Annotated in this window: 12 protein-coding genes and 1 pseudogene; 10 read left to right on the top strand and 3 right to left on the bottom strand. The window is 65.7% G+C overall.

Annotated features, from left to right (window positions below):
* Positions 1 to 192: 192 nt before the first annotated feature.
* The 6 genes and pseudogenes from JMJ56_RS31535 (at position 193) to JMJ56_RS34530 (ending at position 3,533) form a co-directional block, all read left to right on the top strand.
* A complete protein-coding gene (locus tag JMJ56_RS31535) occupies positions 193 to 573 on the top strand; it encodes a hypothetical protein (protein WP_202835833.1) in 381 nt (126 codons plus the stop codon).
* Positions 574 to 593: 20 nt separating this feature from the next.
* On the top strand, positions 594 to 728 hold the full coding sequence (locus JMJ56_RS35880; protein WP_407927984.1) for a hypothetical protein: 135 nt from the start codon (positions 594 to 596) through the stop codon (positions 726 to 728).
* Positions 729 to 737: 9 nt separating this feature from the next.
* Positions 738 to 911 carry a hypothetical protein gene (locus JMJ56_RS31545; protein WP_202835835.1) on the top strand — a complete coding sequence of 58 codons (174 nt, stop codon included), beginning with the start codon at positions 738 to 740 and terminating at the stop codon, positions 909 to 911.
* Positions 912 to 1,235: 324 nt separating this feature from the next.
* Positions 1,236 to 2,588, top strand: a complete 1,353-nt coding sequence (hflX, locus tag JMJ56_RS31550; protein WP_202835836.1) for a GTPase HflX — start codon at positions 1,236 to 1,238, stop codon at positions 2,586 to 2,588.
* A 365-nt stretch (positions 2,589 to 2,953) separates the two neighbouring features.
* Positions 2,954 to 3,250 (top strand): annotated as a pseudogene (locus JMJ56_RS35885) (DUF2254 family protein); the annotation flags it as partial.
* 58 nt (positions 3,251 to 3,308) lie between these two features.
* Positions 3,309 to 3,533, top strand: coding sequence for a hypothetical protein (locus JMJ56_RS34530; RefSeq protein ID WP_236038990.1), 225 nt, complete (start codon positions 3,309 to 3,311; stop codon positions 3,531 to 3,533).
* Between the two features lie 146 nt (positions 3,534 to 3,679).
* Here JMJ56_RS34530 and JMJ56_RS31560 read toward each other — a convergent pair whose 3' ends face one another.
* Positions 3,680 to 5,872: a heavy metal translocating P-type ATPase gene (locus tag JMJ56_RS31560; RefSeq protein WP_268885180.1), complete on the bottom strand. Its 2,193-nt coding sequence runs from the start codon at positions 5,870 to 5,872 to the stop codon at positions 3,680 to 3,682.
* A gap of 92 nt (positions 5,873 to 5,964) precedes the next feature.
* On the opposite strand from JMJ56_RS31560, the gene JMJ56_RS31565 reads away from it, so the two are divergent.
* Both JMJ56_RS31565 and JMJ56_RS31570 read left to right on the top strand, forming a co-directional pair.
* Positions 5,965 to 6,384 (top strand): MerR family transcriptional regulator, encoded by a 420-nt coding sequence (locus JMJ56_RS31565; protein WP_202835839.1) that lies wholly within the window; start codon positions 5,965 to 5,967, stop codon positions 6,382 to 6,384.
* Between the two features lie 265 nt (positions 6,385 to 6,649).
* Positions 6,650 to 7,684, top strand: a complete 1,035-nt coding sequence (locus JMJ56_RS31570; RefSeq protein ID WP_328702519.1) for an MBL fold metallo-hydrolase — start codon at positions 6,650 to 6,652, stop codon at positions 7,682 to 7,684.
* A gap of 51 nt (positions 7,685 to 7,735) precedes the next feature.
* Here JMJ56_RS31570 and JMJ56_RS31575 read toward each other — a convergent pair whose 3' ends face one another.
* Entirely contained in the window at positions 7,736 to 8,380 is a 645-nt protein-coding gene (locus JMJ56_RS31575; protein ID WP_202835841.1) for an SOS response-associated peptidase, read from the bottom strand.
* Between the two features lie 9 nt (positions 8,381 to 8,389).
* Positions 8,390 to 8,605, bottom strand: coding sequence for a hypothetical protein (locus JMJ56_RS31580; RefSeq protein WP_202835842.1), 216 nt, complete (start codon positions 8,603 to 8,605; stop codon positions 8,390 to 8,392).
* Between the two features lie 918 nt (positions 8,606 to 9,523).
* On the opposite strand from JMJ56_RS31580, the gene JMJ56_RS31585 reads away from it, so the two are divergent.
* Entirely contained in the window at positions 9,524 to 10,189 is a 666-nt protein-coding gene (locus JMJ56_RS31585; protein WP_202835843.1) for an ATP-binding protein, read from the top strand.
* Positions 10,186 to 10,545: a hypothetical protein gene (locus tag JMJ56_RS31590; RefSeq protein WP_202835844.1), complete on the top strand. Its 360-nt coding sequence runs from the start codon at positions 10,186 to 10,188 to the stop codon at positions 10,543 to 10,545. The genes JMJ56_RS31585 and JMJ56_RS31590 overlap by 4 nt, the downstream gene beginning before the upstream one ends.
* Positions 10,546 to 10,635: the final 90 nt, after the last annotated feature.

Consider the following 10,635-nt stretch of genomic DNA (forward strand, 5'->3'; position numbering starts at 1 on the left):
TGCGCGGCGCTCCGTCAGCGTCGGAAAGGGCCACGATCCGGCACAGCTCGCAGGCTTTTCAGCAACCTGCTAGGGCGATCCGTGATCCGTTCATGTGAAAGAGAGTTATGGAGTATAGATACATAATCAAGCGGGCAACCCAGACCAGAAGCTCTAGGTCAGCTCTGCCAAGGTCTACGGGAGGGAACGAAAATGGCTAGTATCCGGGTTGGTGGTGACGTCAATGGTGACGTCTCTGGAACTAACAAAGATGACACCATTAGCGTTGTCCGGCCCTTCGGGACTAGCATCACCGATGGCAGCGGCGATGACTCTATTTTCATCGCCGGGTCTAGTCAGACTACGACCGACGCTGGGAACGGGGACGACACTGTCACTATACTATTTTCAAGGATGTCAAATAACAGCAACAACACAGTGAGCGGCGGGAACGGTGACGACGTGCTCACCATCAACTTCACCGATTCTGATTTTGTCAGAGAAACTACTTTGGCAAGCGGGAACGGCAACGACTCTATTGTAGGGGGAAGAGCTTCCGACACCCTCTGGGGGAGAACGGCAACGACACAATAAATGGCCTTTTTGGAGACGATGTGATCGATGGGGGACGCGGCGATGACATGATAAACGGTCATATTGGAAACGATATTATCACAGGGGGTCCCTGGAGTGACACCATCTACTACTTCGGTGGCACCGACCGCATCACCGACTTTGACGTCCAGTAGGACCACCTCGTGCTGCTCGGCGCGCCCGACACGAGCAGAATCAGCCTAACCACCGTAGACAACAACACGGTGATCATCTTCGACACGGTGGCCGCGATTATACCAGCCATCACCTTGGAGGGTGTGACAGGCTTTGCTGACCTACAAGCAGCCGTAGACGCTGGCTGGCTAGTCATTGCATGAAACACAAGGGCGAACCGGCTATCGCCTGACTGGCTGTCTGGAAATGCACCGACGGCGCCGGATTTTGGAATCAGCCGCGACCGAGAGCCCAAGGTTTTGTGGCTGCCGAGAGTTTGCAGACAGTCGGTGAAACGGGCTGACCAGACTTTGGCGTGTATGTTCTTCCCTATCCTGTCGAGCAGCCCTGCTGTGATAATGGAACCACGAGACGTACGATTGAGATAACCCCCCTTCCTGGACTCTTGGGGCACTGGCGCGCTGTACAGGCCGGAGCGATCCGCTCGAGGCTCGAGGTTTGAGCCCTGTCCGTGCTACCCCATCGCCATGGAAACCAAGCCCCCCGTTCCGCTCGCCGTTCTCGTTGGCATCCAAACGCCCGAGGTGGACGACGTCGCCCACGAGGCTAGCCTTGATGAATTGGGACGCTTGGTGAAGACGCTGGGCTATCAAGTGGCCGGAACGGTGTCTCAGAAGCGCGAGGGAACTGGTGCCGGGTCCCTACTCGGAAGCGGCAAGCTGGCGGAACTCGCGGCGCTAACCGGTGGCACCGGCGTGGTCAGCTCCATGGCGCCGCCCCCGAGGGCCAAGGCAAGGCAGCGGTTCGACGATGCCGGGGAGACGGTGCCTTCGACGGAGGGGGAGACGGACACGGCCCGCAAGCCCGAGTTCGTGATAGTCGACCACGAGCTTTCCCCCAGCCAGATCCGCAACCTGGAGAGGGCGACGGGCGCCCAGGTGCTCGACCGCACCGGCATCATCGTCGAGATCTTCCATCGCCACGCCAACACGCGTGAGGCGAAGCTCCAGGTGGAGATGGCGCGTCTGAAATACGTGGCGCCGCGGCTGCGGGAGTCGTCAGGCGGCGGCGAGCGGCGGCAGGGGCCGGGCGCGGGCGAGAGCAACCTCGACCTCGACCGCCGCAAGATCCGCGATCGGCTTGCGGAACTGAAGGAGCAGCTGGAAGCGGTGCAGCGGGACAGCGACCACCGCCGCTCCGCCCGGCGGGACCAGCTGCGGGTGGCGCTGGTCGGCTACACCAACGCGGGCAAATCCTCCTTGATGCGGGCCCTGACGGGGAGCCAAGTATTGGTGGAAGACAAGCTGTTCGCCACGCTCGACACCACCGTCCGCATCCTGCAGCCGGAGACCCGCCCGCGGGTGCTCGTCTCCGACACGGTCGGCTTTATCAAGCAGCTGCCGCATGACCTCGTCGCTTCCTTCCGTTCCACCCTCACGGAGGCGCTGGAGGCATCGCTGCTGCTCTATGTCGTGGACGCGTCGGATCCCACCTACGAAGCGCAGCTGGAGGTGAGCCGCAGCGTGCTGCGCGAGATCGGGGCGGATGTAGTGCCGTCCCGCCTGGTGCTGAACAAGATGGACCGGGTGGACACTGCCCGGCGCGCCGCCCTGGTCGAGAAGCACCCGGACGCGATCCCCCTCTCCGCTCACTCGGCCGGGGATGTCAGCGCGCTGCGGGACACCATCGTCGCCTTCTTCGAGGCGTCCATGGTGGAGGACGTGCTGGTGCTGCCCTACGCGAAGCAGGGGCTTATCGGCGAGGTGTACGAGAGCGCGCGGGTCCTGTCGGAGGAGTATGACGAGAATGGCCGGGTGATGAAGGTTCGTGGCCTGCCCGGCGCCATTGGGCGTCTGCGGCGAAGCCTCGCTGTCAGCTGAACCTCGATGCTCGTCCGGACAGAGCGATTTTACGTGCCCCGCCGGTTCTGTCCGCGGTTGAGTGGCTTTCGGCCATTGGAGACGCGGAGAAGCGGTTCTTTCCCTTCAGGCGAGCCAGGACACGTTCAAAGTGGCGTGGTTCGCTGCACGGCACTGCCCCTCTCACCGGCACCTCGGTAGGACGTCGGAGCCGCTGGCACGTCTCACACTCCACCAGCCGCGGCCGGTGCCTGACGCGCCCAGGTAGTCGAGTTCCAGCCTGGGTCCGATCCCGATGAACTGGGAGAAGTTGGTCTCGCCGTTCGTGATGGCGACCTCGCCGATGCGCTCTGGATCGCTGTATGTGCGTTGCGTCACCCTTGGCGATGGCCAGGGTCAACCGGTCCACCAGATCCTCGTCGAGCTCCATCCGCCGCCTCCAGCTGGTCAGGTCAGTCCCGTCCCGAGGCGACGCAGCCTCGCAGCGCGAAGCGCTGAGCCTCGGCGACCGGCAGACTGCGGCGCAGGATCTCGAGTTTGCTGTGCGCCAACTCGCTGAAGTTGCCGTCCGAGCCCTCTCACCCGACATCAACGACCCATTCACAGCCATGGCGGTGCTGGACCGCTTTGGCGATGTGCTCTGCGGCATGACAGACCGTCACCTGCCAGGCTCAGCCGTACTCCGGGACGGGCGGGCCGTTCTGTTCCGACGCGCTGGACTACCATGGGCTGCTCGACGCCATGTTCCACTCGATCCGGCAGAACGGCGCTGGTTCGGCGGCCGTCCTTCTCCATTTGTTCGAGATCCTCGGCGCTGTTCTGACGACGGAGCAGGCGCCGGAGCGCCGCGCCGGGCTGCGCCGCCATGTCGACCTCGCCCTTGCCGCGGGGCGGCAGAACCTAGGTGAGCGAGCCGCTGTAGACGACCTTGAGGCGCGCTTCGCTGACTTATCGCCAAGCTCCTGACCAACCTGGAGTTCCGAAGAAGGACTAATTTGCCCACTTAGGGCTTCGTAACTTTGTCCAAGAGCAGGGTATGCCGCACGACCAAGCCTAAGGTCCCGTCGTGGTGACCGGCGCTGGGTTAAACGGCTTGTTGTGTCGCCAGATCCTCAGCAAACCGCTGCCATCTGGAACCGGTAGCCGAGCAGCCGCAGGGCGTTCAAGGTCACCAACACCGTGGCACCGGTATCTGCCAGCACTGCGGGCCAGAGGCCGGTGATGCCAACCACCGTCGTCACCAGAAAGACCGCCTTCAGACCAAGGGCGATGGCGACGTTCTGGTGGATGTTGGCCAGCGTCGCGCGCGAGAGCCCGACCAGGGCGGCGACGTCCAAGACGCGGTTGTTCAGAAGGGCGGCATCCGCCGTCTCCAGAGCCACGTCGGTCCCGCTTCCCATCGCAACGCCGACTGAGGCCGCCGCCAGCGCGGGCGCGTCGTTGATGCCGTCGCCGACCATGGCAACCGGCGCCTGCGCTTTCAGGGCGCTGATCTCGCGCAGCTTGTCCTCAGGTAGCAGGCCCGCCTGCACGTCGAGACCGAGGGCAGTGGCGATTGCCTTGCCGGTCCGCGGGTTGTCGCCGGTCAGCATGACCGCGCGAACCCCAAGGTCATGCAGCGCACGGATGCCTGCGGCGGCGTCCGCTCGCGGCTCGTCGCGGACGGCAATGAGGCCGGTGGGTGCGCTGTCTACAGAGACGACGACCACCGCGTTTCCTTGGCCCTCCCACTCCGCAACCGCTCGCTCCGCATCGACCGGGAGAGGCGCCTGCTCGGTAGCGTATCGGGGCGAGCCGACACTGACCCTTTTGCCAGTGACGACCGCCTCGACGGCCTTGCCCGGAATGGCCCGAGAGTCCTTGGCTGGGCGCAGCGGGATGCCGTCGGCCGCCGCCCGCTCCAGGATGGCACGGCCGAGCGGGTGGTTGGACCCGTTCTCCACCGTCGCGGCGAGGCCGAGCACAGTGCGCTCGGAGCCGGTCAGCACCAGGACGTCGGTGACACGCGGGCGTCCCTCGGTCAGGGTGCCGGTCTTGTCGAAGGCGACCGTGCGGACACGCCCAATGGCCTCCAGGGCGCCGCCGCCCTTCACCAGTAGGCCCCGCCGGGTGCCGACCGCGAGGCCGGAGGCGATGGCCGCGGGTGTCGAGAGGACGAGTGCGCAGGGGCACGCCACCAGAAGCAGTGCCAGTCCACGGTAAACCCAAGTTTCCCAGGCACCGCCGAGGAGGAGCGGTGGCGCCACAGCGACCAGCGTCGCCATGGCGACGGCGATGGGCGTGTAGATGGCCGAAAACCGCTCGATGAAGCGCGCGGTGGGCGCCTTGGCCTCCTGGGCCTCCTCCACCAGCCGGATGATGCGGGCGATGGTGTTGTCGGAAGCGGGCTTTGTCACCCGGACCTGAAGCATGCCAGAGGCGTTGATACTGCCCGCGAAGACGGAGGCGCATTCGGCCTTGGGCACCGGCACGGACTCGCCAGTGACGGGGCTCTCGTCCACCTCGGACTCGCCCTCGACCACCTCGCCGTCAGCCGAGACGCGGTCACCCGGACGCACCAGGACCAGATCACCGACATTGAGGTGGGCGGCGGCGACCTCGCGCGCCGTCCCACCCTCGACGAGCAGCGCCGTCCTCGGCACCAGGGCACCGAGCGCCTCGATGCCCGCACGGGCCCGACCAGCCGCGACGCCTTCGAGGAGTTCGCCAATGGTGAACAGGAGCACCACGACCGCCCCCTCAGAGGTCGCGCCGATGGCGATGGCGCCGACGGTAGCGATCGACATCAGCATCTCGATGGAGAAGGGCGATCCCGCACGCGCCGCAGTGATGGCCTTGCGACCGAAGAAGGCAAGGCCGAGCAGGGCAGCGGGCAGATAGGCCCAGTGATCCAGGGCGGGCACGGAGACGGAGACGGCGAACCCGGCCGCGGTCAGAGCGGCGAGCAAGGCTGCCAGACGAGCCTTGGCGCCCTGCCACCAGGGATGACGACCAGGATTGCGGGCCTCGGACCCGGCTGCGGTGCCCGGTTCACCCGCGACCACCTGTGGCGCCTCGACCGGCGCGATGCCGTAGCCCAGCCTGCGGACCTGCTCCTCAACCGCCGTTCGTGGCGTGGCGGCTTCGTCCAATCGGAAGGCCAAGATCTGAGTGCCGTAGTTGACCCGAATGTCCCTGGCACCTCGAACGCGGCCGACGGCCGTTTCGATCTTCGAGGCGCAACTTGGGCAATCCATGCCCTCGACCCGATATCTCAGGGCTGCTCTGGAGCTCTCGCCCGCTTCAGCCAGTTCTCCGTTAGCCATGACCGCCCATCCTATCCTTGGACCGCCGCCAGCTTGCGCCGGGGGTGCATGGCACCTCAGTTGGACCCTGTGGCCGCTACAGGGTCAAGGACATGCCATTGGAAACCCCACTCAGCATCGGCGACCTGGCGAGCGCAACTGACACCAAGGTCGAGACCATCCGCTGGTACGAGCGGGTTGGGGTTCTCGCGGCCCCCGCCCGAACCTCCGGCAACTACCGGGCCTACGGGGCGGAGCATCTGGAACGGCTCAGCTTCGGTCGGCACGCCCGAGACCTTGAGTTCTCGCTCGACCAAGTGCGCGACCTGCTCCAACTCGCCGACGACCGCAACCAGTCGTGTGACGCCGTGGACCGCGTCGCCCGCGAGCACCTGGAGCAGGTTGAACGCAAGATCGCTGACCTCGAAGCACTCCGGCACGAACTGCGGGACCTCATCGGCCAGTGCCGCCATGGGACCGTGGCCGAGTGCCGCATAGTCCGGGCCCTGGCCCCTGATCGAGGGGCGGCATAGCCGGTAGATCGCCGTCCGCTGGCCGAACTGATTTTAGGGCCAAGGCAGGACGGGAGATGCCAACAGTGTCTCCCGTCCGATGCTTGGATCCGTGTAGGCCGCATAGCAGGCGAGGTGGCAACGTCTCGGCCGGAGGGACCGGCAATCTTCCCCACTATGCTACCTGCCCCTCCGGTGCTCAGGATGCCCCGTGACAGATGACTCATCCCGACCCGCTCGCAGCCTCACCCGGCGCCGCCTCGTTGCCCTGCTCGGCGCCGTTCCAGTGCTTGGGGCACTGCCCTGGATCGGTGGCTGTTCCGGCAACAGCATCGCAGCCTATGGGGGACCGGTAAGCGATCACTTCAACGGCAAGTGGTTCTTTAACCCGGGCGGCGCCAGTCCGCGCGGCTTCCTTGATCTGGCGCGCTGGAAGCTGGGCGGGAACAATGAGGGCTGGCCGAACGCCTTTCCGAGTCCGTTCCCGCCGGATCGGCCGCCCCGTCGCGTCGAGGGGAAGGCGTTGCGCGTGAGCTTTGTGGGGCACGCGACCTTCCTGATCCAGGGAGCGGGGCTGAACATCCTGACCGACCCAGTCTGGTCGGAGCGCGCCAGCCCGTATTCCTTCGTCGGCCCCAGGCGGGTGAATCCGCCGGGGATTGTCTTCGACGACCTGCCGCCGATTGATGTCGTGCTGGTGTCCCATGGCCATTACGACCACCTGGACCTCGAAACTCTCGCACGCCTCTGGCAGCGTGACCGGCCCCGAGTTATTGCGCCGCTCGGCAACGATGCCACCATCCGTGGGCGTGACTTGTCCATCGAAGTCACCACCGCTGACTGGAGCGGCGTGGTGCCGCTGGGCCGTGACGTCGAGGTTGTGCTGGAGCAGGTCCACCATTGGACGGCGCGGGGCCTGCTGGACCGCAACCGCGCACTGTGGTGCGGCTTCGTGCTGCGTGGCCTTAGCAACGGCGTCTTCTTCGCGGGCGACACCGGATTCGACGAGGGCCGCCCGTTCCGGCGCATTGCCGAGCGGCACGGGCTACTCGGGCTCGCACTGCTGCCGATCGGTGCCTACGAACCCCGGTGGTTCATGGCGGGCCAGCACATGAACCCGGCGGACGCGGTTCGAGGCTTCAAGCTGCTCGGGGCGCAGCAGGCCCTGGGTTACCACTGGGGCACCTTCAAGCTCACCGATGAAGGGGTCGGCCGCCCCTTGGCAGACCTTGCGGCGGCGCTCGCCACGCAAGGTGTCGACCCTACCCGCTTCGTCGGCGGCCGTCCGGGTCTGGTCTGGTCGAGAGCGGCGGGAAGCTGATTCGCGCCGAATAGTTTTATGGTGCCACCAAGCAGGATCTGACTTCCAGGCTCAGGCCGGATCCTTCCGATTACCCCTGGCCACAATGAGCATGTCGGCATCCGGCAAGGGTCGCTGAAGCTCCTTGGCAACCTCCCAGGGCGCCTCCAACCAGGTGTCCATCTCGTCGGGCGTCGTCAGCAGCACCGGCATGGCCTTCGGATGGATGGCGCCCACTGTTTCGTTCGGGGCGCAGGTAAGAAAACCGTAGAGCTCGTGCTCTCCCTCGACGGGGTGGGCCTTGGTGCCACGAACCCCAGTCCAAGTGGTCCAGATCCCGGCAAAGGCGAACAAGGGACGTTCTTCCGACAGCCCGAACCAGACTGGCGTCTTCTTGGGCTTGGTGTCCTCCCACTCGGAGAAGGAGGTGACCGGCACCAAGCAGCGGTGCGCCGGTCCGAGCCAGCGGCGCCAGTGCGGGCTGCAGGTGTTCCGGATGTTGGTCACAGGGTGCCCGCCATACTGCTCCGGGCCCGGCATGCCCCAGCGCATCATGGTGAGTTCACGCTCGCCGCCCTCAGCTTGCCGCACCACAGGGGCCATGCTGTCGGGATAGATGGCGGGCAGCGGCGGCAGGTTGCCGGTACTGTCGCGCGTGGCCCGGGTGAGCCCTAAGATCGCGCGCTGGTTGCTAGACATGCTGTAGAGGTTGCACATGGGTCAGCCTCAGGACTGCTTTTTCCTTGCCCGCTTCTCGGGGGTGGGGCTGGTCAATGCCGCCGCCCAGACGTCAGTGACCTGCGTGGTGCCCTCACGCATCGCGGCCGTCTGCTGGCGCTTGGCCTGGCCGGTCATTATGCCCCGGGCGGCTCCGGCCCAGGCATTCGCCCCGCTGAGCATCATGCTGCGCAACGGGTTCTTCTTGGTCCACGGGTTGAACATGTCCGTCTCCTGGGGCGCCGAGTGAGAGGCCTCCCGACCTCGTCAGAAGCCAACCCAACGATCGCAGTTGCCGCCCGAAAAATGTTCTCTTAACGCTTTCCCGCCTAAGCCGAAGAACTTAGTGGACCCGAGACAGCCTGAGCCTCTGCGCCTGCCCCTGCGAATACGGACCGGCCTTGCCGTGTCGCCATTCCGCAGATGGGGTTCCAGCATGTCCGCAAACCACGATGCCGTAGACGAGGATAGCTTAGTCGATAACGAATTCCGGGGCGGTGAGCCGGTTCTAGAAGAACCCAGGGCCGTGGACCCGGCCCGGGTTGCCGCCCGGCTCGCTGTCCAACGTGCCCTGGCCGAGCAGGGGTCGATGTTGATGCCCTGGTCGGCGCCGTTGTCACCGAGGTGCCGGACTCAGATTGGGTGTCGCCCGTCAGCATGGCTTGGCGGAACATTGCCAAAGTGCCCAGCAAGCGGACGTCCACCAGCTGGACAGGCGACATCGAGGTCCGGCCAGGCGCCTGGATGGTTTTTGATGCCGACGGCTCGGGATCGCGCCACCGGTCCAGATACGAGAACGAGCAGATCTCGGAGAGCCTTTGGCAAGGCCAGAGCGTCGTAGGGGTTTCCCAGGCGCCCGACCGGCTCCTGCCTCCGGACCTGATTCGAGCCACCGACCTGAGACTCGTCCTGCGGCCCCTGAACGCCGAAGACCTGAGGAGAATGGCGCAGGTGGTCACATCCGACACCACGGATCTGGTGCTCGCTCCCGAGGTCTGCGCCTCCGTGTCGCCGGTGGTCCCGAGGCTGGCGCGACGGTCGGGATAGTCAGCGAAGGACTTCCTTCGGCGTGCCGAAGCTATCGTGGCTCGCCAAGCATCACGGGCGCTGCGACCCGCGCCTTCGCTGGATGATCTGCCCGGCATGGATGCTGCGGTAGCTTGGGGACACGACCTGGCGCGCGACCTGGAGGCCTACAGCGCCGAGACGCTGTCCTGGGTGGACATTGACCGCGGTTGCCTGCTCGCCGGTCCACCAGGTACTGGCAAGACCACCTTCGCACGTGCGCTGGCGGCGACTTGCTGCGTCCCGCCCGTCGTTGGCTCCTACTCGATTTGGCAGTCGTCGAGGGAGGGGCACCTTGGCGACCTCCTCAAGGCAATGGGGGCGACTTTCGACGAGGCCCGCAAGGCGGCGCATTCCATCCTGTTCGTGGATGAACTCGACAGTTTTTACAGCCGTAGTGCCGATAGCCGTCATCCGGACTGGTGGACCGCAGTTGTCGGCGCGCTACTCGAGCACCTGGACGGCGTCGTCGGGCGTGAGGGCGTCGTCGTAGTCGGGGCCACCAACCATCCCGAGATGGTCGACCCGGCCATCACGCGATCGGGTCGCCTGGACCGCATCACCGCCGTCCTTCTTCCTGACCAGCGCGCGCTCGCGGCGACCTTCCGCGTCCACTTCGGAGAGGATTTGGCAGGCGTCGACCTGACTCGGGCGGCGCTGCTCGCCTTGGGCGGCACTGGTGCTGATTGCGAGCGCTGGGCACGCGGCGCCGGCGGCGGGCGCGCAAGGCCGCGCGCCCGATGATGCTTGATGACCTGCTGGCGGAGACCCGTGATTCTGATCAGGTGTCACCGGCAGGTGCCCGACAGATCGCGACGGTGCATGAGGCTGGACATGCCCTGGTTCAGGTGCTGGAGCAGCCGAGTTCCCTGCAATACGTCTCCATCCGCGAGGACAACCTGAGCGGCGGACACACAGCCGTCGATACACCGAGCGAAGATGTCACCGAAGCCTGGCTTGGCATGCACCTGCGCCGATTCCTTGCTGGCCGTGCCGCGGAGGAGGTTGTGCTCGGGCAGGTGACTGGCGGTGCGGGCGGCCCCAGCAACAGCGATCTGGGCATGATCAGCCCCCATTTGGTGGTCCGCGGTGAATGTTAGTTCAGCGTTGGCTTGAGGCGCTTGGGTTTGGTGATCCAGGTTCAGCGTTAGCCTTCGCCGGCCGTCGCACCCTTCGTCGACCCGCAAGGG

The sequence above is a fragment of the Belnapia arida genome (genome assembly GCF_016773205.1).
Classification (GTDB): domain Bacteria; phylum Pseudomonadota; class Alphaproteobacteria; order Acetobacterales; family Acetobacteraceae; genus Belnapia; species Belnapia arida.

What these genes read in the sequence shown, in the direction of transcription:
- JMJ56_RS31535 (WP_202835833.1), top strand. Translation starts at nt 193, where the DNA reads ATGGCTAGTATCCGGGTTGGTGGTGACGTCAATGGTGACGTCTCTGGA.
- hflX (WP_202835836.1), top strand. Translation starts at nt 1,236, where the DNA reads ATGGAAACCAAGCCCCCCGTTCCGCTCGCCGTTCTCGTTGGCATCCAA.
- JMJ56_RS34530 (WP_236038990.1), top strand. Translation starts at nt 3,309, where the DNA reads ATGTTCCACTCGATCCGGCAGAACGGCGCTGGTTCGGCGGCCGTCCTT.
- JMJ56_RS31560 (WP_268885180.1), bottom strand. Translation starts at nt 5,872, where the DNA reads ATGGCTAACGGAGAACTGGCTGAAGCGGGCGAGAGCTCCAGAGCAGCC.
- JMJ56_RS31565 (WP_202835839.1), top strand. Translation starts at nt 5,965, where the DNA reads ATGCCATTGGAAACCCCACTCAGCATCGGCGACCTGGCGAGCGCAACT.
- JMJ56_RS31575 (WP_202835841.1), bottom strand. Translation starts at nt 8,380, where the DNA reads ATGTGCAACCTCTACAGCATGTCTAGCAACCAGCGCGCGATCTTAGGG.
- JMJ56_RS31580 (WP_202835842.1), bottom strand. Translation starts at nt 8,605, where the DNA reads ATGTTCAACCCGTGGACCAAGAAGAACCCGTTGCGCAGCATGATGCTC.
- JMJ56_RS31585 (WP_202835843.1), top strand. Translation starts at nt 9,524, where the DNA reads ATGGATGCTGCGGTAGCTTGGGGACACGACCTGGCGCGCGACCTGGAG.
- JMJ56_RS31590 (WP_202835844.1), top strand. Translation starts at nt 10,186, where the DNA reads ATGATGCTTGATGACCTGCTGGCGGAGACCCGTGATTCTGATCAGGTG.